This is a genomic window from Nocardioides sp. (genome assembly GCF_041913365.1).
In the GTDB taxonomy this organism is placed as follows: Bacteria; Actinomycetota; Actinomycetes; order Propionibacteriales; family Nocardioidaceae; genus Nocardioides.
In genome coordinates this window covers 628,486-652,913 of the sequence record NZ_JAYSFM010000002.1, presented here as the reverse complement: position 1 = coordinate 652,913, position 24,428 = coordinate 628,486, and the positions used below count along the sequence as shown (strand labels likewise).

Genomic DNA, 24,428 nt, shown 5'->3' with positions numbered 1-24,428 from the left:
TCAGCCGTCCTCGGGGACGGCGAGGCGTACGCCGACGCCGCGCACGGTGGTGAGGTAGCGCGGGGCGGCGGCCGTCTCGCCGAGCTTGCGCCGCAGCCACGAGAGATGCACGTCGACGGTCTTGTCCGAGCCGCCCCACGGCTGGCGCCAGACCTCGACCAGCAGGTCGCGCTTGGTGACCACCTCGCCCGGCCGCTCGGCGAGGTGGGCGAGCAGGTCGAACTCGCGCGGGGTCAGCTCGACCTCGCGGCCGTCGAGGTGCACGCGCCGCCCGGCCAGGTCGATCGTGATACCGCCGACGGTGAGGGTGGCGGGGCGTTCGCGCCCGGACTCGACGCGCCGGAGCACCGCGCGCACGCGGGCGTCGAGCTGGGCGCTGGTGAACGGCTTGACGACGTAGTCGTCCGCCCCCGCGTCGAGCGCGCCGACGAGGGACGGGTCGTCGTCGCGGGCGCTGGCGATGATGACCGGCACCTGGCTCACCGCGCGCAGCATGGACAGCACCTGCGTGCCATCGACGTCGGGGAGGCCGAGGTCGAGGACGACGAGGTCGGGGGAGGAGTCGACGGCGAGCTGGAGCCCGGCCATGCCGGAGGGGGCCGAGGTGACGGTGTGCCCGAGCTCGCGCAGGGCCTTCACCAGCAACGGCCTGATCCGGTCGTCGTCCTCGATGATCAGCACCTCGGCCACGCAGGGACCGTACCGCCCGCGCCCGGAGCAGGCGGCTTCCTTAGCCGTCCCTTAACCACCACCTGACCTCCCGCTGACGCAGGACAGGGCACGATGGGCTGGTGACTGGCCCCCTGAGACGTCGGATGCTGCTCGTCGGCCTGTGGGCCGCCGTCACCGCCGTCGCGGTGCTCGTCGGCGTCTTCGCCATCTCGACCGTCGGCGCCACCATCCGCGACCGCGGGCCGGTGGGCGACGAGGTCGCCCGCGACACCTCGGTGCAGCCGACGGACGTGCCGTCGCCGGAGGGCCCGAAGGTCCGCGACGAGGTGTCGGGGGAGTGGGGCGCCTTCGTCGTGGAGTGCCGCGACACGTGGGCGTACGGCATCGCGGCGCGCCCCGATCGGGCGGCGGGCTGGCGCGTCGTCAGCTGGGAGAAGGGCCCCGACGACGACGTCGACGCGGTCTTCAGCGACGGTCGGAACTCGGTGGACCTCGAAGTGTTCTGCAACAGGGGCCGGCCGACGCTGGCGGAGCTCGAGCGCAACACCCTGGGCGACGACTGACGACCGGATGCAACCTTTGTCCCTGCAGGTGCGTCCAGTCTGGGTCCGCACCATCACGGGAGAGAGATCCATGACCGTCCGCATGACCGTCCGCACCACCGTCCGCACCACTGTCCGGAGCGCCGCCGGCGCCGCCCTGCTCGCCACGCTGCTCGCCCCGGCCGGGGGTGGAGCGGCGGCCGCTCCGGCCACTGACGAGCGTGCTGCCGCGCCGCGCACCACGCTGACCTTCACCGTCGCGGACTGCGAGGGCTGCGAGGTCCAGCTCGTCAACGCCCGCAGCACCCTCGACGCCGACGTCGTCCACGTCTGGGAGTCGCGCACCAAGCAGGTGGAGGACGGCAGCGTGACCTTCACGATCCCCACCCGACGCACCTGGGGCATGTCGGCCACCGTCGTCGCGCCGTGGGAGGGCCACACCGGCTACGTGACCACCGTGGCCTGGCGCTACAACGGCAAGTACGTCGGTGACACCGTCACCCTCGAGGAGGCCGTGACCCGGACGAAGGCGTCGGCGTGCTGGGAGGGCGTGCGCAGCCGCCGGGTCACGATGCCGCTCGTCGTGGAGAAGGTCCGCGTGGCCGGCGTGCGCAGGGAGGTCGACGGCAGCATCGCCTTCGTGCCCACGACCACGAGCTGGCTGCCGCCGATGCGCCAGGTCTGGGACGGCGTGCTGGGGTCGCAGGACGTCAACATCTGCCGCTGAGCGGTCTCGACACGCTCGCTCCGCTCGCTGCTCAACCAGCGACGGGGTCCCCGGCTGTCGGTGTCCGCGTCAGTCGGTGCGGATGCCGACGCCGGGGCCGACGTCGGCGCCGGTGAGGTAGAAGATCGTCAGCACGGTGACCCACGAGAGCCAGAACGGCACCACGAACGGCAGCATCCGCGAGATGACGGTGCCCAGCCCGGCGTCCGGCTCGTACTTCTTCAGCATCACCAGGAAGATCCAGATGTAGGGGTTCATCGGCGTGATGACCTGCGTCGCGGAGTCGCCGACCCGGAAGGCAGCCTGGACGAAGCCCGGCTCGTAGCCCAGCAGGGCGAACAGCGGCACGAAGACCGCACCCATCAAGGTCCACATCGACGAACCGCTGACGATGAAGAGGTTCAGGACCGACGCCAGCAGGATGAACCCGATGATCGCGGGGTAGCCGGTGAGCCCGATCGACTCCAGGCCGTGGGCGCCCGCGACGGCGAGGGCCGAGCCGACGTTGCTCCAGTTGAAGAGCGCGATGAACTGCCCGAGCATGAACGCGAGCACGATGAACGCCGCCATGTCCTTGATGCCCAGTGCCATCACCTTGGGCACGTCGGCGGCGTGCCGCAGGGAGCCGCTCACGAAGCCGTACGCCAGCGCGGGGGCGAGGAACAGCGCGAAGACGATGAACACGGTCGAGTCGAGGAGCGGCGACTCCGGGAGGAAGCCCCCGTCGTCGTTGCGCCAGGGCGAGCCACCGGGCACCACGGCCGCGACGACGAGGGCCGCGAGCGCGAGGAACACCACGCCGGCCACGCGCAGCCCGCGGCGCTCGGCGGGAGTCAGGTCGGGCGAGAGGTCCTCGGGCGTCGGCCGGAGCGCGGGAGCGACGTCGTCGCCGGCGTCCGCACCGCCCTCGAGCGTGGCGTCCGCGTCCTCCTGCTCGACCGTGTCGACGGGCGCGCCCTCGCGGACCAGGCGCGGCTCGACCAGCCGGTCGACGACCAGGCCGGCGACCAGCGCCAGGACCACCGACGAGGCGATGTTGAACCACAGGTTGGAGATCGGCGTGACCGCGGCGCCGGGGTCGGGGAGGCCGCCGGTGACCGAGCTCGTGATGCCGGCGAACAGGGCGTCGAGGCTGGTCACCAGCATCGACGTGGAGTAGCCCGCCCCGACGGCGGCGAACCCGCCGACCAGGCCCGCCAGCGGGTGGCGGCCCGCGGCCTTGAACACCATCGCCGCGAGGGGCGGCACCACGATGAAGGCGGCGTCGGCCATGACCGAGGCGTTCACGCCGACGAAGCCGACGGCGTACGGCAGGAGCCAGCGCGGTGCGGAGCCGAGGCTCGCCCGGATCGCGGCGGCGAGGAGGCCGGTGCGCTCGGCGACGGTGACCGCCAGCAGGATGGTGACCACCGTGACGAGCGGCGGGAAGCCGATGAAGTTGGCGCCGAGGTTGACCGTCAGCCAGGTGAGGCCTTCGCCGGTGAAGAGCCCGCGGACGGCCGTCTCCTCGTCCGCCCCGGGGATCGTCACGGCGGTGCCGAGCAGCTGCAGCACCGTGGACACGACCCCGACCAGCAGGAACAGGCCGAGGAACAGCAGGAACGGGTCGGGCAGCCGGTTGCCCACGCGCTCGACCGCGGCCAGCGCGCGGTCGGTGCGGGTCGTCTCGGTGACGTCGGAGGACACCTCAGGCCTCCCCGAAGTAGGAGGGCATGTCGACGGCGCCCCCGGCGGCCTCGAAGTCCGCGGCTGCGGCGTCGCGCAGGTCGGGGTCGCTGAGCCAGTCCGCGGCGACCGCGGCCAGGGACCAGGCCGAGTCGAGGACGACGCGGTCGGCCTCCTCGCTGACCGCCGCGTCCGCGAACTCGCGCGTGTGCAGCGAGAGGTCGGCGTCGGTGATGCTCACCATCGCGTGCACGCCGGGGACCCGGAAGGACACGTTGCCGAAGTCGGTCGAGCCGGCGAACAACCGTGGCACGACGTCGGGCGGCAGCACCGTGCGCCCGCGCTCGCCGTAGCGCGTCGTCCAGGCGGCCGCGAGCGGTCCGTTGCCGCGCACGGGGAGGTAGGCAGGCGCCTCGTCCCAGGCGAGCTCGACCCCGCAGCCGGTCATCAGCGCGGCGCCGCGGGCGATGTCGCCGAGCCGGTCGCTGAGGACCGCGAGGCCCTCGGGGTGCTCGCTGCGGAGGTAGAACAGCATCTCGGCGTGCTCGGGGATCACGTTGGGGCGCTCGCCCCCGGCTGTCACCACGCCGTGCACCCGGTCGGTGGGCGGCATCTGCTGCCGGTGCAGGCCGACGCCGGTGTACATCAGGTTCACGGCGTCGAGGGCGTTGCGGCCCATGAAGGGCTGCGCCGATGCGTGCGAGGTGATGCCGCGGAAGGTGGCGCGCAGCTGGCGGCGACCGAGGAACAGCGGCTCGGCGATGTCGAAGGTGAAGGGGTGCACCATGAGCGCGGCCCCGACCCCGTCGAAGGCGCCCTCCGCCGCCATGAGCTCCTTGCCGCCCCCGCCCTCCTCGGCCGGGGTGCCGAGCCACACGACCCGGCCCGGCAGCCGGTCGCCGAGGGCGGCCAGGGCGAGGAACGCGCCCAGCCCGGCGGTGGCGATCACGTTGTGGCCGCACCCGTGGCCGATGCCGGGCAGGGCGTCGTACTCGGAGAGCACCGCGATGGTGGGTGCGTCGGCCGGACCGGCCTCGGCACGCAGCGCCGTGGCCAGCCCGTGGGCCGCGCGGACGACGTCGATGCCGCGCGACTCGACGAGGTCGGCGAGCGCAGCCGCGGAGCGGTGCTCCTCGAAGGAGACCTCCGGGTGGGCGGCGAGGTCGTGGCTCGCGTCCAGCAGGGTGGGTCCGAGGTCGTCGACCGCCTCCCGGAGCGCTGCGAGGACCTCGGCCGGTGCCCCGGTGGTGGTCGCTCCCGCCGCGCGCGCCGTGCGCGCGCGGCGCCTGGTCTCCTCGGCGAGGTGGCCGAGCAGGAAGCCGTCCGGGGGCAGTGGAGCGGAGGTGTCGGAGGGCAGGTCGTGGGTGTGGCTCATCGTGCAGCGTCCCTTTCCCGTGGTGAGCGGGCCCGAGTGGGGGCTGGGTCCGCGACGCTAGCACCGCCCACACCTCAGCCACCGCGCCGCCGGGCGCGCACGCACCCCTAGGCTGGTGCCATGGGCAAGCAAGAGGACTTCGTACTCCGCGCGCTCGAGGAGCGCGACGTCCGGTTCGTCCGGCTGTGGTTCACCGACGTGCTCGGCTTCCTCAAGAGCGTGAGCGTGGCGCCGGCCGAGCTGGAGAACGCCTTCGACGAGGGCATCGGCTTCGACGGGTCGGCCATCGAGGGCTTCGCCCGCGTCTACGAGTCCGACATGCTCGCCCACCCCGACGCCTCGACCTTCCAGATCCTGCCGTGGCGCGGCGGCGACGAGGGCCCGGCCACGGCCCGCATGTTCTGCGACATCGTGATGCCCGACGGCAGCCCGTCGTACGCCGACCCGCGGCACGTGCTGAAGCGCACGCTCAGCAGGGCCGCCGACCAGGGTTTCACCTTCTACACCCACCCCGAGATCGAGTTCTACCTGTTCAAGGACGTGCCCGGCGCGGGCGAGGAGCCGCAGCCGGTCGACCGCAGCGGGTTCTTCGACCACACCGCCCAGTCACGCGGGTCGGACTTCCGCCGCGAGGCGATCACCATGCTCGAGGCGATGGGCATCTCGGTGGAGTTCAGCCACCACGAGGGCGGGCCCGGCCAGCAGGAGATCGACCTGAGGTACGCCGACGCGCTGACCACCGCCGACAACATCATGACGTTCCGCACGGTGGTGCGTGAGGTCGCGCTCGGGCAGGGGATCTGGGCGTCCTTCATGCCCAAGCCGTTCACCACCCACCCGGGCTCCGGCATGCACACCCACGTCTCGCTCTTCGAGGGCGACCGCAACGCCTTCTTCGAGGCCGGTGCGCAGTACCAGCTCTCCAGGACCGGCCGGCAGTTCATCGCCGGGATCCTGCGCCACGCCAGCGAGATCAGCGTGGTCACCAACCAGTGGGTCAACTCCTACAAGCGGCTGCTCGGCGGCGGCGAGGCCCCCTCGGGCGTGTGCTGGGGACACAACAACCGCTCGGCCATGGTCCGGGTGCCGATGTACAAGCCCAACAAGGGCCAGTCGACGCGCATCGAGCTGCGCACCATCGACCCGGCGTGCAACCCCTACCTCGCCTTCGCGGTGGTGCTCGCCGCCGGCATGAAGGGCATCGAGGAGGGCTACGAGCTCCCGCGCGAGGCCGAGGACGACGTCTGGTCGCTCACCGAGCGCGAGCGCAAGGCGCTCGGCATCGCGCCGCTCCCCAGGAGCCTGTGGGACGCCATCGGCATCGCGGAGGACTCCGAGCTGCTCGCCGAGACGCTGGGCGAGCACGTCTTCGACTACTTCCTCCGCAACAAGCGCGCCGAGTGGGAGGAGTACCGCACCCAGGTCTCCGCCTACGAGCGCGACCGGATGCTCCCCGTCCTCTGACCGGGCCGTGGAGCGTCCTGACGTGAGCCCGCGCATCCTGGTCGTCGAGCACGAGGACTCCTGCCCGCCCGCGCTCGTGGGCGAGTGGCTGGTGGGCGTGGGCTGCACGCTCGAGGTCTGCCGTCCCTACCTCGGCGACGCGCTGCCCGCCCTGACGTCGTACGACGGCGTGCTGGTGCTGGGCGGCGAGATGGGTGCCAACGACGACGCCGCGCACGCGTGGCTGGCGCCGCTCAAGGCGGGCATCCGTGACGCGGTCAGCGCAGGCACGCCCGTGCTCGGGATCTGCCTGGGGCACCAGCTCATGGCCGTCGCGCTGGGTGGCGTCGTGGAGCGCAACTCGCGAGGCCAGACGGTCGGGCTGCAACCGGTCGGCTGGAGCGACGACGCAGCTGACGACGACTGGGCAGCGGGTCGGACCGGCGACGAGCGGGCGATCCACTGGAACAACGACGTGGTCGTCACCTTGCCCGAGGGTGCCGTGGTGCTCGCGCGGACGCCCGACGGCGAGGTCCAGGCGGCCCGTTTCGCGCCCCGGGCGTGGGGCATCCAGGCCCACCCGGAGGCGCACGCCGGCATCATCCGGCGCTGGGTCGAGACCGACCGTGAGGACGAGGTGGCGCGCGACTTCGACGAGGAGGCGGTGCTGGCGGCGATCGACCAGGCCGCGCCCGCCCTGACGTCGTACTGGAAGCCGATGGCCGAGCGCTTCGCGGCCATCGTCGCCGACGTGCGCGCGGAGGCGCGGCGATGAGCCCGACCTCCAGCGGCGCCTTCGTGCGCATCGGCTTCGTCGACGGTGCCGCCGCGGCGCAGGGCATCGAGCGGCTCGGCGACGCCGGCCGGCCGCTCACCGACCAGCTGGCCGCCACCGCGGACCCCGACGCCGCGCTCGCCGGTCTGCTGCGCCTCTCGGACGCCCTCGACGAGCGAGAGCCCGGCTCCGGGCCGGCGATGCTGGCCGAGCTGGCCGACGACGAGGGCACCGCGATGCGGGTCTGCTGCGTGCTGGGCGCCTCCGCCGCGCTGACCAGCCACCTGGTCCGCCACCCCGAGCACTGGCGCGAGCTGACCGACCCCACGCTCGGCAGCACCCGCGTGCCGGCGTACGCCGTGCGCGAGTCGCTGCTCGCGGCCGTGGGTGCCGACCACCGCGACGCCACGCCGGTGTCGTCGCTGCCGGACGCGCGGGCGGTCGACGCGCTGCGCGTGGAGTACCGCCGGGTGCTGCTCCGGCTCGCCGCGCGCGACCTGGCGCACCACGTCGGCCTCGACGACGCCGCGGCGGAGATCTCCGACCTGGCCGCCGCCACCCTCGAGGCCGCCCTCGCGGTGGCCCGGGCGCGGGTCGGCGAGACGGCGGCGACCGCCCGGCTGGCCGTCATCGCGATGGGCAAGTGCGGCGGCCACGAGCTCAACTACATCTCCGACGTGGACGTCGTCTACGTCTACGAGCCGGCGGTGCTCGACTCGGGGGAGCGCGCCGACGAGGGCACGGCGCTGCGGGCCGCCACCCAGCTGGCCTCGCAGCTGATGCGGGTCTGCTCCGACCACACCCGCGAGGGCACGATCTGGCCGGTCGACGCCAACCTGCGCCCCGAGGGCAGCCAGGGGCCGCTGGTCCGCACGCTCGCCAGCCACCGCGGCTACTACGAGAAGTGGGCCAAGACCTGGGAGTTCCAGGCGCTGCTCAAGGCGCGCCCGGTGGCCGGCGACGCAGCGCTCGGGCGTGACTACCTCGACGTGATCGAGCCGATGGTGTGGAGCGCCGCCGAGCGCGACGGCTTCGTCGCCGACGTGCAGGCGATGCGACGCCGCGTGGTCGACCACATCCCCGCCCACGAGGCCGAGCGCCAGCTCAAGCTCGGGTCGGGCGGCCTGCGCGACGTCGAGTTCGCCGTCCAGCTGCTCCAGCTCGTGCACGGCCGTGCCGACCCGTCGCTGCGGGAGGGGGCGACGCTGAGCGCGCTCGCCCGGCTGACCGCAGGAGGCTACGTCGGGCGCGAGGACGGGGAGAAGCTGCACGAGGCGTACTCCTTCCTGCGCACCCTCGAGCACCGCATCCAGCTCCACCAGCTGCGGCGCACCCACGTCCTGCCCGACGACGAGGCCTCGCTGCGACGGCTGGGACGCTCGCTCGGGCTGTTCTCCGAGCCGGTCGCCCAGCTGGAGAAGCAGTGGCGCTACCACCGGCGCGAGGTGCGCCGGCTGCACGAGAAGCTCTTCTACCGGCCGCTCCTGGGTGCCGTCGCCAAGCTCGCCGGGCCCGAGGCACGGCTCTCCCTCGAGGCGGCCGAGGCCCGGCTGTCCGCGCTGGGCTACGCCGACCCGAAGGCCGCGTTGCGCCACCTCGAGGCCCTGACCAGCGGGGTCTCGCGCACCTCCGACATCCAGCGCACGCTGCTGCCGGTGCTGCTCGAGTGGTTCGCCGACTCGCCCGACCCCGACGCCGGGCTGTTCGGGTTCCGACGGATCAGCGAGAGCCTCGGACGCACGCCGTGGTACCTCACGATGCTGCGCGACGAGGGCGAGGTCGCCGAGCGGCTGGCGTATGTCCTCGGCACCTCGCGCTACGCCACCGACCTGCTCGAGCGCGAGCCCCAGGGCGTGAAGATGCTGGGGGAGTCGCTGGTCCCGCTGAGCGCCGAGGCGGCCCTGACGGAGATGGAGGCGCTGGTCGAGCGCGCCGACTCCCCGGAGGCGGCGGTGGGCGCGGTGCGTGCCGTACGCCGCCGGGAGCTGCTGCGCATCGCGTGCGGCGAGCTGGTGGCCGGGACCGACGTGGCGCTCGTCGGGCAGGGGCTGAGCCGGCTCACCGACGCCACCTTGCAGGCGACGCTGGACATCGCCACCGAGTCGGTCCGGCGGCAGCGTGCCCTCGACGCCGCGCCGAGCCGCATCGCGGTGATCGCGATGGGCCGCTACGGCGGCTTCGAGCTGTCCTACGGCAGTGACGCCGACGTGATGTTCGTGCACGACCCGGTCGAGGGCGTCGAGCCCCAGGTCGCCTCGTCCTTCGCCACGGCGGTGATCTCGGAGGTGCGGCGGCTGCTGTCGCTGCCGGCGAGCGACCCGCCGCTCGAGGTCGACCCCGACCTGCGCCCGGAGGGCAAGAACGGGCCGATGGTGCGCACCGTGGAGTCCTACGCCGCCTACTACGCCAAGTGGTCGCACGTGTGGGAGTTCCAGGCCCTGTTGCGCGCGGACCCCGTGGCCGGCGACGAGGAGCTGCGACGCGAGTTCACCGCGCTGATCGACCCGCTGCGGTTCCCGACCGAGGGCATCTCCGAGGCCGACGTGGTCGAGGTGCGCCGGATCAAGGCGCGCGTGGACGAGGAGCGGCTGCCGCGCGGCGCCGACCGGCAGACCCACCTCAAGCTCGGTCGCGGGGGACTGGCCGACGTGGAGTGGACCGTGCAGCTGCTCCAGATGCGCCACGCCGGCCGGGTGGAGGAGCTGCGGACCCCGCAGACGCTGCCCGCGCTGGAGGCGGCGGCCGCCGCCGGGCTGATCGGGGAGGACGACGCCCGCACGCTGGCCGAGGCCTGGCGGCTGGTCAGCCGGGTGCGCAACGCGGTGACCCTGGTGCGGGGCCGCCCTGCCGACCAGCTGCCGCGGGACGCACGCGAGCGGGCGGCGGTGGCCCGGGTGCTGGGCTACCCGCAGGGCTCGTCGGACCAGATGGTCAACGACTACCTCCGCACGACGAGGCGGGCCCACGCCGTGGTGGAGCGGGTCTTCTGGGAGTGAAGATCATCTATTCATCTCGCTCAGAAGAAGGTATTCTCTTCATATGAGTGACGTGAAGCAGGATGCTTCAGTGACGATCATTGGTGACCTCGTGGGCTCGCGCCTGCGCGAGGACCGAGCGGCCGTGCACGCCCTGTTCGTGAAGGCGGTCGACGCCGTCAACGCGGAGTACGCACCGCCCGTGCCGCTGCGCATCGGCGTGGGCGACGAGTTCCAGGGGATCTTCGCCGACCTCGGGTCGGCGATGGCGGCCACCCTCCGGGTGCGGATGGCGCTGTGGCCCGACGTCGACGTGCGGCAGGGCATCGGGTGGGGTCGCGTGCTGGTGCTGGCCGAGGAGCCACGGGTCGAGGACGGCCCCGGTTGGTGGGCCGCGCGGTCCGCGATCGAGGCCGTGGAGGCCTACGAGCGCAAGGCCGCGCTGCGTGCGGTGCGCACGGCGTACGCCGCCGCCGAGGGCCAGCCCGGCCCCGACCCGGCGCTGGTCAACGCCGCCCTGATGACACGCGACCAGGTCGTCAGCGGCCTGTCGGAGCGCTCGATGTCGGTGCTGGATGGTCTGCTGAGGGGCAGGCAGCAGCAGGAGATCGCCGAGGAGCTGGGCATCAGCCCGTCGGCGGTGTCCCAGCGCATCCGCGCCGACGGGCTCGGTGTCCTGCTGGCGGCCGACGAGCTGGCGCGCCAGCTGTGAGGTCGGGAGCGGTGCGAGGCGGAGTCGAGGCAACCAACGTGGGAGGCGCGCAATGAGCTGGCTCGGGATCCTGCTGGTCGGGCTCGCCGTCACCGACCTGACGCACTCGGTGCGCAAGGTCAAGGTGCTGCCGCAGGTGGTGGGTGCGCTCGTCGCGCTCGTGCTCGGTGCCCTCGCCGACCTGACGACCGGGCGTGACCTCCTCGCGCTCCTCGCGGTCGCGGTCGCGGTGCTGGCCTGGGGGTTCGCGGTGACGTGGGGCTTCGGCCACCCGGCGCAGGCTGCCGCGTGGCTGCCGCTCGGCGTCTTCGTCGCCGCGCTGGTGACCGGCGTCGCCTGCTCCGGCCTGGCGCCCGAGGCGGGCGGCCCCCTCGAGCGCTGGCTCGACTCGGTGTCGCTGCCGGCCGTCGAGGGACTGGGCGTCGACCGGTTCCTGCTCCTGCTCGGAGCCTTCGGCCTGCAGCTCTCGACGGGCAACGTGCTCGTCCGCCTGGCCCTGAAGTCGACCGGCACGATCAACCCCCGCAAGGACGGTGGGTTGCCGCCCACGCAGCTCAAGGGCGGACGCCTCCTCGGTCCGCTCGAGCGCGTCTTCATCCTCTCGCTCGCCCTCGGCGGCCAGGTGACGGCGGCCAGCATCGTCGTGGCGGCCAAGGGCCTGCTCCGGTTCCCCGAGCTGTCCTCGCGGCACGAGCAGCAGACGGTGCACGAGATGACCGAGTACTTCCTGCTCGGCTCCTTCGTGTCCTGGCTCGTGGCCCTGGCGTCCTACGTCCTGCTCCTCTGATGGCGTTCCTCGGCCTGCCGCACCGCGTAGCGTGGGCACGGTGACGGGGGTCCGGCTGTGCATCGCGGGACTGGTGGCGGTGCTGCTCACCAGCGGGTGCTCGCTGCCACGCTCCGAGGGCGATCCGGCGTCGGCGGGCGGATGTGGACCCGTGGCGTACGCCGACGTGCGTGGCCACCGGCCCTCCTACGCGGCGGAGCAGCTCGCGCCCTTCGTCAACGAGCACGCCATGTGCGCCGGTCGCTGGGTGCCGGGCGCCGACGAGTGGCTGGTGCCGCAAGGCATGACGATCGTGGACGGCACGGCCTACGTCGCGAGCTTCGACGGGACCAAGCTCGCCGGGCAGCGGCTCTGCACGATGCAGTCGATGGAGCTGAGGACCGGCGAGCTGATCCGGTCGCGCTACCCGGTCGTCGGGCGCGTCGGGCCGCGGCAGCCGACCGAGTGCCGGCACGGCGGAGGAGTGGTGGCCGACGGGCACGGCGTCTGGCTCGCCGAGACGCTGCGGCTGTGGTTGCTCGACCCCGAGACGCTCGAGCCGGTGCGCGGGTGGGCGCTGACCGATCCGGTGCGCGGGTCCTTCGCCGTCCTCGGCCCCGACGGCCGGCTCGGGCTGGGCCGCTTCCGGGCGGAGAACCCCGCCCGGCTGTGGTGGTTCGACGTCGACGACCTCCTCGCCTCGCCGGCGTACGTCCTGGACGAGGGTGACGCGGTCGACGCGGTGCGGGTCCCGCCGGACACCCAAGGTGCGCTCTGGGCCGAGCTCGGCGGAGTCGGTCCGGGGCTGTGGCTGGCGCGGTCGAACACGACGTGCGGCGTGCTCGTCGGCCCGGACGGCCGGAGTCGCTCGTTCGTGCCGGGAGCCGAGGGGATGGCGCTCACCGGACCCGACCAGCTGTGGGTGGTCAGTGAGTCAGGGACACGGCTCTACCAGGAGAAGGGACGGCCGATGACGCCGATGCTGGCGCGCTTCGACACCACGGACATGAGGCAGTGGGCGGCACCGACGTGCTCGCCGTGACCTCCCGGCTCGCCGCCGCCGTCCTGGGGCTCGTCCTTCTCGCGACCGCGATGTGGTTCGCATGGCTCGGGTGGGACGACGACTACTACGAGGTCGACGGCGTGGCCCAGGGGCCCTACCGCGCCTGGCAGGTGGTCGGCTGCGGCCTCGCGATCTGCGCCGCGGCCGTCGTGGCGCGGGTCTGGGCCGGGCGCGGTGCGGTCCTGCTCGCCGCCGCGGCCACGGTCGGCTTCGCCGTGCCCTGGTCGGTGCACGCGGCGTCCACCGACGAGTCGGGGTTGTGGGCGGTCGGAGCCGTGTTCCTGCTCGTCGGGAGCTTCGTCGGGCTGGTGGTCGTGCTGACCGTCACCGAGCTCGTGCTGCGCGCACGCCGCCGCGGCCGGTGAGGGTGGCGGCGGACGACATGTTGGGGCGATCCGGTGTCGTACGCCGCCACCTTGGAAGTGCGTGCCGTGAGGGTGGCGGCGGACGTCAGGTTTCGGGGGCGATCGGGTGTCGTACGCCGCCACCTTGGAAGTGCGTGCCGTGAGGGTGGCGGCGGACGACATGTTTCGGGGGCGATCGGGTGTCGTACGCCGCCACCTTGGAAGTGCGCGCTGTGAGGGTGGCGGCGGACGACATGATTCGGGGGCGATCGGGTGTCGTACGCCGCCACCTTGGAAGTGCGCGCTGTGAGGGTGGCGGCGGACGACATGATTCGGGGGCGATCCGGTGTCGTACGCCGCCACCCTGATGCGCGCCCATCCGCCTGATGGGCGCGGGGCTGCGCCGGGACCCGTGGTGCTGCTGAGATTGCGCCATGCGCCCCCGGACCCCCGCCGCCCTGCTCGCCCCGCTGCTGACGCTGGCCCTCGGTACGACGCTCGCCGTCGCACCGACGGCCGGTGCTGCCGACGATCCGGGCTCCGCCGGGACGACCGCGCAGGAGCGGAAGGCGGCCGAGGCGGCGCTCGACGCGGCCCAGGACGCACTGGCCGGTGAGGGCCAGGGACGGGGCGTCGACCAGACGCTGGCGATGCGGGACCTCTTCGTCGCCAAGGACGCCCTCCGGGGCGCCGACCGGGCCGCCGCCGAGCGGCTGCTGGCCCGCCCGACCACGCCGCCGGACGACCCGAACGACCCGCGCGACATCTACTACGGCCCGGACGCCGACCTCCAGACGCAGTGCAGCGCGGCGTTCTGCCTCCACTGGGTCGAGGAGGGCCCGCACGCCGCGACGCAGGAGTTCGCCGCGACCGCGTTCGACACGATCACCCACGTCGCCGGCGTCTACGCCGCTGCGGGCTTCAAGCGCCCGCTGCCGGACTCCGGGCAGGAGGGTGACACGCGGATGGACTTCTACCTCGGCGACATCGACTCGGTCGGCGCGCTCGGCTACTGCCGCTCCGACGCGGACGGCCCGGTCGTCGGCAGCGCGTGGTACGCCTACTGCGGCTTCGACAACGACTACGCCAGCACCCCGTGGCTCACGCCCACCGCAGCCCTCGGGATCACGGTCGCGCACGAGTACTTCCACGCCGTCCAGTTCGCCTACGACGCCGAGGACGACGGCTGGCTGATGGAGTCCACGGCCACGGCGATGGAGGACGAGCTCTACGACGACGTCAACGACAACGCGTTCTTCCTCAACTACGGACAGATGGGCGACCCCGCGGTGTTCGGACCGCCCGCCGGGCCGGCGACGCCGCTCGACTCCTTCGACATCAACGCCTACGGCAACTGGGGCTTCTGGCGGTTCCTGACCGAGAAGTACGACGACGAGACCGCCGGCGTCCCGAACCTCGTACGCCAGGTGTGGGAGGCCCTCGACACCACGAGGCGGCCCAACACGCTCTTCTCGCTGCAGGCGATCGACAAGGTGCTCGCTGCACGCCGCACCTCCACGCCGGAGCAGTACGCCGCCTTCGCCGACGCCAACCAGCACCCGGCCGACGTCTACGACGAGGCCGTGGAGCAGGGCTACCCGACCGCGCCGAACTCGATCGACACCGTGCAGCTCGCGCGGAAGTCGCCCCAGGCCCGCCGCAGCGTCGTGCTCGACCATCTCACCAGCGCGACCGGCGAGGTGCTGCCGTTCGCGGGCAGCAAGCTGCTCCTCGTGCGGGTGGACCTCGACGACGCGAAGGTCGCGCGTGTCGTGGTGACCGTCCACCGCACCGGCGGTGCGACGTGGACCACCCCGGTGCCCACGGCCAGGAACGGCAAGGGCCTCGTGGTCGTGCCCTTCGTCCACGGCACGGTCTCCTCGGTCGAGGTCACCCTGGCCAACGGCAGCACGCGGATGACCGGGTGCGGCGGCGGGAGTGCGTACGCCTGCGGTGGCACCAGCCCCGACGACGGGCTCGCGGCCGAGGTCAGGTTCCAGGCGGTCGGCTGACCGCCGACGCCTGGCCGACCTTGCGGGCGGCCCGGCGCGAGGCGACGCCCGCGTCGGTGCAGAAGCCGCCGCCGTGGTGCTTGAGGCAGAGCAGGCCGAGCAGCAGGCCGTCGGCGTCGACCACCGCGGCGCGGCGCTGCCCGGCTGCCCGCATCGAGCGGCGTACGTCGTCGGCCATCAGGTCGGCACCCACGGTCCGGCCGGCGAGCCGGGCGTGGGCGAGGGCGGGGCCGCGGGCGACGTCGGGCGCAACGAGGTCGTCGCGGACGAGCGTGCCGAGCAGCGGCTCGCCCACATGACCGGTCGGGGTGAGCAGCACCATGTGCACGTGGGTGCTGGCGAAGACGGTGCGCACCTCGTCGACCGTCGCCGACGCCTCGAGCACGATCGGCGACCTCAGCATCACCTCGGCCACGGGTCCGGTCATGGATCGACTCTAGGAGAGGACGGCTACAGCCGCAGCACGCGGCCCGCGACGACGAGGTGGACCTCGTCACAGGCGGCGGCGACGCGCTGGTTGACGGTGCCGAGGAGGTCGCGGAACAGCCGGCCGGAGCGGTGCTCGGGGACGACCCCGAGACCGACCTCGTTGGTCACCAGGACGACGTCGAGCTCGCTGCCGCGCAGCACCTCGACCACCTCGTCGACGCGGGAGACGACGAGGTCGAGGACCGCGTCGTTGTCCTGCTCCCAGGCGTCGGCCTCGTCGACCACGGCGGTCAGCCAGGTGCCGAGGCAGTCGACCAGCACCGGGTCCTGGCCCTCCCGGATGGCGGTGGCGAGGTCCTGCGTCTCCAGGGTGGTCCAGCTCGCCGGCCGGCGGGACCGGTGGGCGGCGATGCGCGCGGCCCAGTCGGGGTCGGTCTCGACGTCGGGCGAGGGCCCGGCGGCGACGTAGGTCGCGGGTCCCTCGCCGACCAGCGCCTCGGCGTGGGACGACTTGCCCGACCGGACGCCGCCGGTCACCAGGATCCGCATGGCGATGATCCTCTCAGGCCGTCGCGGCGGCCAGCACCAGCACGGCGAAGGACAGCTCGACGGCCGCGCCCAGGACGTCGCCCGTGATCCCACCGAGGCGGCGTACGCACCGGACGAGCAGCGCGACCACGGCGGCCACCATCACGGCGAGGCCGACCAGCGTCGGCACTGCGGAGCCCAGCGCCTGCCCGGCGAACGCGACCGCGACGGCGGCCACGAGCAGGGTGGCGACCGCCCCGACGACCGGGACGGCGCCGATGTGCGTCGCCCCGAGCCCGTCGGCCCGGGCCGGCGGCACCCCGCGCACGCAGGCCACGGCGAGCGCGGCGCGGGAGGCGCAGACCAGCAGCCCGACGGCCCACCACGCGTGGTCGTGCCGCACGACGGCCATGAGGCCGGCTGCCTGCAGGCCGGCGACCAGGACCACGGCGACCACCCCCGCGGGCCCGACCGGGCCGGTGCGCATCACCTCGAGCGAGCGCGCGGGGGAGTACGACGCGGTGAGGCCGTCGGCCGTGTCGGCCAGCCCGTCCCAGTGGAAGGCTCGGGTGCCGAGCGCGAGCGCGAGCAGGACGACGTACGCCGTCGCGAGGGGCGGCAGGTCGACGAGGTCGGCGGCCGCGACGACCAGCGCCGCGGCGGCGGCGAGGGGGAGTGCGGCGAGCGGCCCGAGGACCATCGCGGTGCCCGCGACGCCACGGTCGACCCGGCTCGGCGGCGGCACGCGGACGGCGGTGAGCGTCCCCGTCGCGTGGAGCCAGCCGTCGCGCAGGGTCGCGGCTCGGCTCACGAAGGCAGGATCTCGGAGAGCAGCGCGACGTCGCGCAGCACGGCGACACCCGAGCGCAGCAGGGGCAGCGCGGCCACCGCACCGGAGCCCTCGCCCAGTCGCATCCCGACGTCGAGGAGGGGCTCGAGGCCGAGCGACTTGAGGGCGTGGGTCTGCGCAGGCTCGGTCGACCGGTGCCCGGCGACCCACCACGCGCTCGCCCCCGGGGCCATCGCCTCCGCGACGACCGCGCACGCCACGGACATCAGCCCGTCGAGCAGCACCGGGGTGCCGAGCCGGGCGGCCTCCACCAGGAAGCCGGTCGTGGCGGCGAGGTCGGCGCTGCCGAGGGCCGTGAGGACCTCGACCGGGTCGTCGGTGCGACCCTCGGCCCGCGCGAGCGCCTGCGAGACCACGTCGCGCTTGCGGGCCCAGCCCTCGTCGTCGATGCCGGTGCCGCGACCGGTCACCTCGTCGGCGGGCAGCCCCAGCACCGCGGCCACGAGCGCCGCCGCCGGGGTGGTGTTGCCGATGCCGAGGTCGCCGGTCATCAGCAGCTGCGCACCGGCCTCGACCTCCTCACGTGCCAGCCGCGCGCCGAGGGCGAGCGACTGCTCGGTCTCCGCGCGGGTGAGGGCGTCGGTCAGGTGGATCGCGCCCGAGCCGCGCCGGACCTTGTGCGCGGTGACCTCGGCCGGGAGGTCGCCGAGGTCGGCGTCGACGGACACGTCGACCACCCGGACGACCACGCCGTGCTCCTTCGCCAGCGCGGAGACGCCCGCGCGACCGGAGGCGATCGTTCGCACCATCGCCTCGGTCACGGCCGGCGGGTACGCCGACACCCCGTGCGCGGCCACGCCGTGGTCACCGGCGAGCACCACGAGGCGTACGTCGTCGAGCGGACGCGGCGGCACCTCGCCCTGCACGGCCGCCAGCCACGCGCCCAGCTCGCCCACGCGGCCCAGGGCCCCGGGCGGCGTGGCGAGCCCGGCGAGGCGCTCGCGAGCGAGGGCGGCGGTGTCGGGCGACGGCGGGGAGATGCGGGTCTGGTCCATGGCGCCGCCAGCCTAGGGCCACGCCCGGACCGGGGCACCTGCCAGTCTTGGCCCGTGACCGGCCACTCCGTCCTGCAGCTGCCGGTGCCTGCGCTGGAGGAGTGGGTGCGGGCGCGGACGGCCCACTACGACGGGGGCTTCGTCTCCGACGACGCCCGCTTCGGGCACGCCCACATCACGGCGCTCGGACCGTTCGACCCCGACCCGTCGCCCGACGCCCTCACCCTCATCGGCGACCTCGCGGCCGGGACACCACCGGTGCGCGTCCGGCTGGCCGAGCTCGCGCAGTTCCCCAACGGGATCATCCACGTCGTGCCCGACCCCGACGACGCGCTGCGGGACCTGACCGCCCGGCTGGTGGCCGCCTTCCCCGGCTGGCCGCCGTACGGCGGGGAGTTCGGGGCCGACGTGCAGCCGCATCTCACCGTGGACGCGGCCTCCGACGACGTCGACCTGGCCTCGACGGCGGCCCTGCTGCGCGGCGTGCTGCCCGTCGACGCCGTGCTCGACCGGTTGCAGCTGGCGTGGTGGGAGACGGGCGACTGCCACGTGAAGCAGGAGTGGCGGCTGGGCTAGTCCCTTCGGGCCATTTCGGACCGATCCGGGCGGATGGTCGCGGAGGTGGCGATGAGGTGGTCCCATGCGCCGCCTCGCCCTGCTCGTCCTCGTCCTCCTCGGCACCTCGCTCCTGGTGCTGCCGCCCGCCTCGGCCACGGACATGGACTGCGGCGACTTCGCCACCCAGGCCGAGGCCCAGGCGTTCTTCGTCGCCGCCGGCGCCGGAGACCCGCACCGGCTCGACTCGGACGGTGACGGCATCGCGTGCGAGGGCAACCCGTGCCCGTGCTCGACGGCGCCGGTCCCGCTCGTCGGCAGCCCCACCCCGACGCCCACCCCGGTCGCCCCCACCCCGACTGCCACCCCCACGACCGATCCGCTCGGCTCGGGCAACAGCGGTCCGACCCGACGCGACACGGCGCGCGTGGTGAGGGTCACCGATGGGGACACGCTCAAGGTCCGGCTCGCCGGCGGCACCGAGGAGTACGTCCGCCTCCTCGGCATCGACACGCCCGAGGTGCATGGCAGGCGGGAGTGCGGTGGGTCCGACGCCAGCCGCGCGATGGACCGCCTGGCGCCGGTCGGCTCGCGGGTGGTGCTGGTCTCCGACCCCACCCAGGCCGACCGTGACCGCTACGACCGCCTCCTGCGCTACGTGCAGCGCCGCGGCACGGACGTCGGGCGGAAGCAGATCCTGTCGGGCCACGCCCAGGTGTACGTCTACCGCAACGACCCGTTCACGCGGACCCGGTCCTACCAGCGCGCCGAGCAGCGCGCGCAGGTGGCTCGCCGCGGCTCGTGGTCGCGCTGCTGGCGCTGATCCCGGCGGGTCCGTGCGAGGCGGTGCATTGACCCGCATGGCAGGATCAGCGCATGGCTTCTTGGGCACACCTCGAGATCACTGTCGACGACCAGGGCAACGTCGAGGTCGGCGGCTACAACGCCGATCCGGAGGCGCTCGTCGAGGGCACCGAGTCGTGGGAGGACCTGCTCTCCACGCTCGGCGTCAACGGCTGGGAGCTCGTCCAGGTCATCCCCGGACCGGAGACGACGTACTGGTTCAAGCGCCAGGCGTGAGGTGAGCGAGCTGCAGGACCGTTTTCGCGCGGCGTCGGCCACCGCGGAGACGATCTTCTGGCGCCCGCCGTCGACCCCGGCGGCGATGCTCGCCGAGCTGGCGGCGTACGCCGAGGAGCACGAGGTCGAGTGGGACCGCTACGGCGAGCGCGGTGCGGTCGCCCAGCTGGAGACGGAGGTCGCCAAGCTGCTCGGCAAGCCGGCCGCCGTGATGTTCCCGAGCGGGATCATGGCGCAGCAGGCGGCGCTGCGGGCCTGGTGCGACCGGTCCGCGTCGCGCCGCGTCGCACTGCCCGACCTCTCGCACCTCGTCCACCACGAGCAGGACGGCCCGCGCCGGGTGCTCGGCCTCGAGCTCGAGTGGCTGACCACCGGACGGGAGACCGCCACCGCGGAGTCGCTGGCCGCGATCGGCGGCCGGCTCGGCGCCGTGATGGTCGAGCTGCCCCTGCGCGACGCCGGCTGCCTGCTGCCGTCGTGGGACGACCTGGTCGGGCTGTCGGAGGCCGCCCGCGAGCGCGGCGTGCCGTTCCACGCCGACGGCGCGCGCATCTGGGAGTCGGTCCCGCACTGGGGCAAGGACCTCGCCGAGGTCGGTGCACTCGTCGACTCGATGTACGTCTCGCTCTACAAGGGCCTCGGCGGCACGAGCGGGGCTCTCGTCGTGTGCCCGGAGGACCTCGCCGGCGAGCTGCGCTCCTGGCGTACGCGGATGGGCGGCACGGTCTTCTCGATGACCGCGGCGGCGATCGGCGGCCTGAAGGGGCTGCGCGAGCACCTCGGCCGCTTCGCGGGCTACCGCTCGTGGGCCATCGCGCTGGCCGGCGAGCTGCGCGAGCGGGGGATCCGGACCTTCCCCGAGGAACCGCACATCGCGACCTTCCTGGCGTACGCGCCGGGGGAGGCCGACGAGGTCAACGAGCGGCTGGTGGCGTACGTCGAGGAGCACGGGATCGTGCCCTCGGGCATGTGGAGCGCGAGCGAGGTGCCGGGCTGGGTCGTGACCGAGCTGACCTGCTACGACTCGGCCGCCGACCGCGACCCGGCGGACGTGGCCGAGCAGATCGCCGCCGTGGTGGCCTGAACCACCCCCGCGCACCGGGTTGCAGATGCCGTGCCACGCGCCGGCGTCCCCTACATTCCTCCCGTGAGTGCCCAGGCCCCTTCCGCAGTCATCCTCATCCGCGCGACCAGCTTCGTCCCCAACCCGGCAACGGCCGCGGACAACGCCTTCCAGGCCGACGCGCCCGAGGGCCAGTCCGACTTCACCACCTCGGAGAAGGCGCTGGCCGAGATGGACGCCCTCGCCGCGGCCCTGCGTGACGTCGGCGTGCGGGTGCACGTCTTCGACGACGACGACCACACCCGGCCCGACAGCGTGTTCCCGAACAACTGGGTCTCCACCCACGCGGGCGGCACCGTCGCGGTCTACCCGATGTACGCCTCCAACCGCCGTCACGAGCGGCGCGCCGACGTGCTGGAGATGCTCAAGTCGGAGTACCGCGTCCAGGAGATCATCGACTACTCCGGCCTCGAGCCCGACGGCATCTTCCTCGAGGGCACCGGCGCGATGGTGCTCGACCACGTGTCGCGCGTCGCCTACACCGCGCGCAGCTACCGCGCCGACGTCGCGGTCCTGGAGCGCTTCTGCACTGACTTCAACTACGAGCCGATGGCCTTCGACGCGGTGGACTCGGACGGGGTGCCGGTCTACCACACCAACGTCATCGCCTGCATCGGCACCGACGTCGCGATGATCGCCCTCGACATGATCCCCGACCTCCACCGCCGTGAGCAGGTCCGCGAGCGCCTCGCCGTCACCGGCCGCACCATCATCGAGCTCACTGAGGACCAGATCCGGGAGTTCGCCGGCAACGCCGTCGAGCTCTGCGGGCGAACGCCGCAGGGCAAGCGCCGCTACGTCATGGCCATGTCCGCCCGGGCCAGGCGCTCACTGCGGCCCGAGCAGGTCGCCGCGATCGAGGAGTCGTGCGAGATCGTCGCGGTCGAGATCCCGACCATCGAGCTGGCCGGCGGGTCGGTGCGCTGCATGATCGCCGGCATCCACCTCGACCACCGCCCACCGCTGGAGGAGGCCGAGCTCACCGAGGCCGTCGAGGCGATCAACGTCGACGACCCCATTACGCCTGACGGGCGCTACGTGGCCAAGGACTACGTCTGACGCAGGCTGGACTGGATCAGGCGGGTGCACCCCGCGGCCTCAGAACGTAGGTTGCTTTGCGAACCGTGCGGCGATCGGACAGCACCAGATGCTCATGCGGGCGGCCCTGGCACTTCCCCTTCCTCGTAGACGGCGAATCCCGGCGGCGCCACCGCAAGGAGCAGCTTGAACAAGTCGCGGGTCTTGTCTCCCCACGCTGGTGAGCTCGGTTGGCCCAGCCCGGTCGTCCGCGCAGTGGCATGCGGCCGGCAGGGACTGCATGGTTGCAGCCGACGGGTTCCGAGCGGCAGTCTGGAACCGTGGTGAGCATCCGCGAGCGCCTGAGGTCCGGCAATGAACCGCTGGGCGGGTTCATCAACCTCGTTCCGTCTCCTGTGGTCACCCAGGTCCTGGCTGCGTCGGGCGCGGACGTGGTGCTCATCGATCAGGAGCACGGCCCTATCGGGCCGGAGAGCATGCACGCCATGATCGCGAGCACCTCGGGTACCGCGTGCTCGCCCTGGGTCCGCGTCTCCTCGTGCGATGAGGGACTGGTCAAGACTGCGCTCGACGCTGGCGCGGAGGGCATCGTGTTCCCCTTGGTGACGGACGCGACGTCTGCGGCTGCCTGTGTCGAGCTGTGCAGGTTCCCGCCTCGCGGGAGGAGAGGTTGGGGCCCGTTCGTGGCCCATTCTCGGTGGGGCGTGGGACTCTTCGACTACCTGGACAGTCGAGGCGAGCAGACAGTCTGCACGCTTCTGATCGAGACTCGAAGCGCGATCGAGAACCTCGAGGCGATCTGTCAGGTCGAGGGGGTGGACTGCTTGGTGATCGCGCCCTTCGACCTGTCGACCGAGCTCGGCGTCTCAGGCCAGCTCGATGCCCCCGAGCTCCTCGAAGCCGTGAGCCACGCCGAGCAGGTCGTGCTCGCGGCCGGGGTCCCCCTCGGTGGAGCCGCGTTCACCCCGCAACAGGCACAAACGCTCCTGGACAAGGGATATCGCCTCCTGTGGCACGGCTTCGATGTCCTCATCCTTGGACAGTCCGTCCGGCAGGCCGCGCAATGGCGCGCCAGTCCGGCCGCCGCGGAGTCGCGTTCCGATCCTGGCTGAAACAAAAAGCCCGGGCGCAATCCTGGGCGCAAGCGGTGCGTCTTCCGGTCGCCGGCCTGATGGCGTCGCCCCGATGCGGGGCGGATGCTCAGGCGGGTACGGCCCCGAGGCTTGAGGACACCGCCGTTGACGGTGTCGGAACAGAGGCGTACAATCGAACACAGTTTCGAGCGAGCGAGCTCGGGCCCTACTTGAAGCCACACCTCCGGCTGAACGCACCTCACTGACACCAGGCCCACGACCGTAGTCGTCCATGCGCCCGGCGAGGGTGCGGAAGGGCCAGCCAGTGAGCGCCGTACCTGCCGAGCTGTATGAGAGTGCGTGGCATGCTCCCGGAGCGCAGCCGGAGGCGTCGCCGCTGGTGAGCCACGCACTCGCGCGGGTGCACTCCGCGCTCACCGAGGTGGGCGAGGTGTCGCTCGGGGGTCTGTCGGATGCCGACGTGGTCCGGCTGGTCGACGAGCTGGACGGCGTGACGAGTCGCCTCGCCCGCGAGCTGTGCCGGGTGGTGGCCGAGGCCGACCGTCGGCGGCTCGGGGACGCGACCGGCGCCCGGCACGTCCACCAGTGGTGGGCCGGGCGCAGCCGCCACACCCACGCCGACGCCGCCAGGCAGTCCAAGCTGGCACGCGCGCTCGAGGACGAGCTGCACGCCCCGACCGGGAGGGCGCTGGCCGCCGGGGAGCTCCGGGTGGAGCAGCACGCGTGATCGTCCAGGCCGTCGACGCGATCCCCGTCAGTGTCCGCACCGTCGACGGCATCACGCGGATCATCGACGCAGGGGTGCGGGCGCAGGCCCGCGACCACCTGCTCGCCGCCGCGGTCGAGCACGACTCGAAGGTGCTGCGCCGGCTGGGGAGGCGGATCCTCGAGGTGGTCGCCCCCGAGCTGGGCGAGGCGCAGGAGGCGGCCACGCTGGAGCGGGAGGAGGCCCGCGCCGATGCGACCGCCGACTTCGAGATGAACGACGACGGCGAGGGTCGCTGCCACGGCCGGTTCTCCCTGCCGTCCCACATCGGGGCGATGCTCAGGCGGCACCTCTTCGCGCTGGCCAACCCGGCCCGCCACTCCGACGCGGAGCTGCGTGACGAGTCCGGCGGGTGGAAGCCGCTGCGCAGGCGCCTCGGCGAGGCGTTCATCGAGTACGTCGAGCGCTACCCGGTCGAGGCCACCCCGCAGACCGCCGGGGTGAACGCGACCATCGTGATCACGATGACGCTCGAGCAGCTCCTCGGTGAGCACGCGACCGCGCTGCTCGACGACGGCACCCGGATGAGCGCAGGGCAGGCGCGGCGGCTGGCGTGCGAGGCCGGGATCATCCCCGTCGTCCTCGACAGCCACTCGATCCCCCTCGACCTCGGCCGGACCCGGCGGCTGTTCACCAGAGCCCAGCGCATCGCCCTCGGCCTGCGCGACGGTGGCTGCACCGCCCGCGGCTGCGAGACCACCGCGTCGGGCTGCCACGCCCACCACGACGACCCCTGGTCCCGCGGCGGCCGCACCGACCTCACCAACGGCCGGCTCCTGTGCCCCCGCCACCACGGCCTCGCCCACGACGCGCGGTACGCGATGACCGCCCACGCCGACACCAAGGTCACCTTCGCCCGACGGACGTAGGCCGGACGGGAACCTCCGCCGCTCCGGCGG

Annotated in this window: 25 protein-coding genes; 18 read left to right on the top strand and 7 right to left on the bottom strand. The window is 73.3% G+C overall.

The genetic code is table 11. From position 1 onward, the window contains the following. Positions 1–690, bottom strand: a complete 690-nt coding sequence (locus tag ACE3QY_RS08060; protein ID WP_374455494.1) for a response regulator transcription factor — start codon at positions 688–690, stop codon at positions 1–3. A 101-nt stretch (positions 691–791) separates the two neighbouring features. Here ACE3QY_RS08060 and ACE3QY_RS08055 point away from each other — a divergent pair, with 101 nt between their 5' ends. Then, positions 792–1,235 (top strand): hypothetical protein, encoded by a 444-nt coding sequence (locus tag ACE3QY_RS08055; protein ID WP_374455493.1) that lies wholly within the window; start codon positions 792–794, stop codon positions 1,233–1,235. A 70-nt stretch (positions 1,236–1,305) separates the two neighbouring features. Beyond that, on the top strand, positions 1,306–1,941 hold the full coding sequence (locus tag ACE3QY_RS08050; protein ID WP_374455492.1) for a hypothetical protein: 636 nt from the start codon (positions 1,306–1,308) through the stop codon (positions 1,939–1,941). A 69-nt stretch (positions 1,942–2,010) separates the two neighbouring features. Here the strand turns inward: ACE3QY_RS08050 and ACE3QY_RS08045 are convergent, their stop codons facing one another. Both ACE3QY_RS08045 and ACE3QY_RS08040 read right to left on the bottom strand, forming a co-directional pair. Then, positions 2,011–3,627 (bottom strand): AbgT family transporter, encoded by a 1,617-nt coding sequence (locus tag ACE3QY_RS08045; protein ID WP_374455491.1) that lies wholly within the window; start codon positions 3,625–3,627, stop codon positions 2,011–2,013. A 1-nt stretch (position 3,628) separates the two neighbouring features. Further along, entirely contained in the window at positions 3,629–4,981 is a 1,353-nt protein-coding gene (locus ACE3QY_RS08040) for a M20 family metallopeptidase (RefSeq protein ID WP_374455490.1), read from the bottom strand. Positions 4,982–5,101: 120 nt separating this feature from the next. Here ACE3QY_RS08040 and glnA point away from each other — a divergent pair, with 120 nt between their 5' ends. From glnA to ACE3QY_RS08000, 8 genes are all read left to right on the top strand, one after another. Then, positions 5,102–6,445: a type I glutamate--ammonia ligase gene (gene glnA, locus ACE3QY_RS08035; protein ID WP_374455489.1), complete on the top strand. Its 1,344-nt coding sequence runs from the start codon at positions 5,102–5,104 to the stop codon at positions 6,443–6,445. 22 nt (positions 6,446–6,467) lie between these two features. Next, positions 6,468–7,199 carry a type 1 glutamine amidotransferase gene (locus ACE3QY_RS08030; protein WP_374455488.1) on the top strand — a complete coding sequence of 244 codons (732 nt, stop codon included), beginning with the start codon at positions 6,468–6,470 and terminating at the stop codon, positions 7,197–7,199. Then, positions 7,196–10,195, top strand: a complete 3,000-nt coding sequence (locus ACE3QY_RS08025; protein ID WP_374455487.1) for a bifunctional [glutamine synthetase] adenylyltransferase/[glutamine synthetase]-adenylyl-L-tyrosine phosphorylase — start codon at positions 7,196–7,198, stop codon at positions 10,193–10,195. The genes ACE3QY_RS08030 and ACE3QY_RS08025 overlap by 4 nt, the downstream gene beginning before the upstream one ends. Positions 10,196–10,238: 43 nt before the next feature. Then, positions 10,239–10,886, top strand: coding sequence for a SatD family protein (locus ACE3QY_RS08020; protein ID WP_374455486.1), 648 nt, complete (start codon positions 10,239–10,241; stop codon positions 10,884–10,886). 52 nt (positions 10,887–10,938) lie between these two features. Beyond that, positions 10,939–11,673 (top strand): hypothetical protein, encoded by a 735-nt coding sequence (locus ACE3QY_RS08015; RefSeq protein WP_374455485.1) that lies wholly within the window; start codon positions 10,939–10,941, stop codon positions 11,671–11,673. 40 nt (positions 11,674–11,713) lie between these two features. Beyond that, a complete protein-coding gene (locus ACE3QY_RS08010) occupies positions 11,714–12,694 on the top strand; it encodes a hypothetical protein (protein ID WP_374455484.1) in 981 nt (326 codons plus the stop codon). Continuing rightward, positions 12,691–13,080, top strand: coding sequence for a hypothetical protein (locus ACE3QY_RS08005; protein WP_374455483.1), 390 nt, complete (start codon positions 12,691–12,693; stop codon positions 13,078–13,080). The genes ACE3QY_RS08010 and ACE3QY_RS08005 overlap by 4 nt, the downstream gene beginning before the upstream one ends. Positions 13,081–13,493: 413 nt before the next feature. Beyond that, the gene (locus ACE3QY_RS08000; RefSeq protein WP_374455482.1) at positions 13,494–15,071 is read left to right on the top strand and encodes an MXAN_6640 family putative metalloprotease; all 1,578 of its coding nucleotides are present in this window, start codon (positions 13,494–13,496) and stop codon (positions 15,069–15,071) included. Here ACE3QY_RS08000 and ACE3QY_RS07995 read toward each other — a convergent pair. The 4 genes from ACE3QY_RS07995 to cobT are packed head-to-tail and all read right to left on the bottom strand — an operon-like array spanning position 15,049 to position 17,873. Further along, positions 15,049–15,498 carry a CBS domain-containing protein gene (locus tag ACE3QY_RS07995; protein WP_374455481.1) on the bottom strand — a complete coding sequence of 150 codons (450 nt, stop codon included), beginning with the start codon at positions 15,496–15,498 and terminating at the stop codon, positions 15,049–15,051. The genes ACE3QY_RS08000 and ACE3QY_RS07995 overlap by 23 nt on opposite strands. Before the next feature lie 23 nt (positions 15,499–15,521). Continuing rightward, a complete protein-coding gene (cobU, locus tag ACE3QY_RS07990) occupies positions 15,522–16,049 on the bottom strand; it encodes a bifunctional adenosylcobinamide kinase/adenosylcobinamide-phosphate guanylyltransferase (protein ID WP_374455480.1) in 528 nt (175 codons plus the stop codon). Between the two features lie 13 nt (positions 16,050–16,062). Next, positions 16,063–16,839: an adenosylcobinamide-GDP ribazoletransferase gene (locus ACE3QY_RS07985; protein ID WP_374455479.1), complete on the bottom strand. Its 777-nt coding sequence runs from the start codon at positions 16,837–16,839 to the stop codon at positions 16,063–16,065. After that, positions 16,836–17,873, bottom strand: a complete 1,038-nt coding sequence (cobT, locus tag ACE3QY_RS07980; protein WP_374455478.1) for a nicotinate-nucleotide--dimethylbenzimidazole phosphoribosyltransferase — start codon at positions 17,871–17,873, stop codon at positions 16,836–16,838. The genes ACE3QY_RS07985 and cobT overlap by 4 nt, the downstream gene beginning before the upstream one ends. Before the next feature lie 54 nt (positions 17,874–17,927). Here cobT and ACE3QY_RS07975 point away from each other — a divergent pair, with 54 nt between their 5' ends. The 8 genes from ACE3QY_RS07975 to ACE3QY_RS07940 all read left to right on the top strand — a co-directional run bounded on the left by ACE3QY_RS07975 (position 17,928) and on the right by ACE3QY_RS07940 (position 24,398). Continuing rightward, a complete protein-coding gene (locus ACE3QY_RS07975) occupies positions 17,928–18,449 on the top strand; it encodes a 2'-5' RNA ligase family protein (protein ID WP_374455477.1) in 522 nt (173 codons plus the stop codon). Positions 18,450–18,513: 64 nt separating this feature from the next. Beyond that, positions 18,514–19,251: a thermonuclease family protein gene (locus ACE3QY_RS07970; protein ID WP_374455476.1), complete on the top strand. Its 738-nt coding sequence runs from the start codon at positions 18,514–18,516 to the stop codon at positions 19,249–19,251. A 53-nt stretch (positions 19,252–19,304) separates the two neighbouring features. Continuing rightward, positions 19,305–19,508 (top strand): hypothetical protein, encoded by a 204-nt coding sequence (locus ACE3QY_RS07965; protein ID WP_374455475.1) that lies wholly within the window; start codon positions 19,305–19,307, stop codon positions 19,506–19,508. A gap of 1 nt (position 19,509) precedes the next feature. Beyond that, positions 19,510–20,592 (top strand): low specificity L-threonine aldolase, encoded by a 1,083-nt coding sequence (locus ACE3QY_RS07960; protein WP_374455474.1) that lies wholly within the window; start codon positions 19,510–19,512, stop codon positions 20,590–20,592. 63 nt (positions 20,593–20,655) lie between these two features. Continuing rightward, entirely contained in the window at positions 20,656–21,690 is a 1,035-nt protein-coding gene (ctlX, locus tag ACE3QY_RS07955) for a citrulline utilization hydrolase CtlX (RefSeq protein WP_374455473.1), read from the top strand. Positions 21,691–21,989: 299 nt separating this feature from the next. Further along, positions 21,990–22,781, top strand: coding sequence for an HpcH/HpaI aldolase/citrate lyase family protein (locus ACE3QY_RS07950; protein WP_374455472.1), 792 nt, complete (start codon positions 21,990–21,992; stop codon positions 22,779–22,781). Between the two features lie 361 nt (positions 22,782–23,142). Further along, on the top strand, positions 23,143–23,490 hold the full coding sequence (locus ACE3QY_RS07945; RefSeq protein ID WP_374455471.1) for a hypothetical protein: 348 nt from the start codon (positions 23,143–23,145) through the stop codon (positions 23,488–23,490). Then, the gene (locus ACE3QY_RS07940) at positions 23,487–24,398 is read left to right on the top strand and encodes a DUF222 domain-containing protein (RefSeq protein ID WP_374455470.1); all 912 of its coding nucleotides are present in this window, start codon (positions 23,487–23,489) and stop codon (positions 24,396–24,398) included. Before ACE3QY_RS07945 ends, ACE3QY_RS07940 begins: the two co-directional genes overlap by 4 nt. Positions 24,399–24,428: the final 30 nt, after the last annotated feature.

Bases quoted from the DNA above. Each gene is read 5' to 3' on its own strand.
- ACE3QY_RS08000 (WP_374455482.1), top strand. From the start codon at position 13,494: ATGCGCCCCCGGACCCCCGCCGCCCTGCTCGCCCCGCTGCTGACGCTG.
- glnA (WP_374455489.1), top strand. From the start codon at position 5,102: ATGGGCAAGCAAGAGGACTTCGTACTCCGCGCGCTCGAGGAGCGCGAC.
- ACE3QY_RS08025 (WP_374455487.1), top strand. From the start codon at position 7,196: ATGAGCCCGACCTCCAGCGGCGCCTTCGTGCGCATCGGCTTCGTCGAC.
- ACE3QY_RS07965 (WP_374455475.1), top strand. From the start codon at position 19,305: ATGGCTTCTTGGGCACACCTCGAGATCACTGTCGACGACCAGGGCAAC.
- ACE3QY_RS08015 (WP_374455485.1), top strand. From the start codon at position 10,939: ATGAGCTGGCTCGGGATCCTGCTGGTCGGGCTCGCCGTCACCGACCTG.
- ACE3QY_RS07970 (WP_374455476.1), top strand. From the start codon at position 18,514: ATGCGCCGCCTCGCCCTGCTCGTCCTCGTCCTCCTCGGCACCTCGCTC.
- ACE3QY_RS08040 (WP_374455490.1), bottom strand. From the start codon at position 4,981: ATGAGCCACACCCACGACCTGCCCTCCGACACCTCCGCTCCACTGCCC.
- ACE3QY_RS07995 (WP_374455481.1), bottom strand. From the start codon at position 15,498: ATGACCGGACCCGTGGCCGAGGTGATGCTGAGGTCGCCGATCGTGCTC.
- ACE3QY_RS08050 (WP_374455492.1), top strand. From the start codon at position 1,306: ATGACCGTCCGCATGACCGTCCGCACCACCGTCCGCACCACTGTCCGG.
- cobU (WP_374455480.1), bottom strand. From the start codon at position 16,049: ATGCGGATCCTGGTGACCGGCGGCGTCCGGTCGGGCAAGTCGTCCCAC.
- ACE3QY_RS08020 (WP_374455486.1), top strand. From the start codon at position 10,239: ATGAGTGACGTGAAGCAGGATGCTTCAGTGACGATCATTGGTGACCTC.
- cobT (WP_374455478.1), bottom strand. From the start codon at position 17,873: ATGGACCAGACCCGCATCTCCCCGCCGTCGCCCGACACCGCCGCCCTC.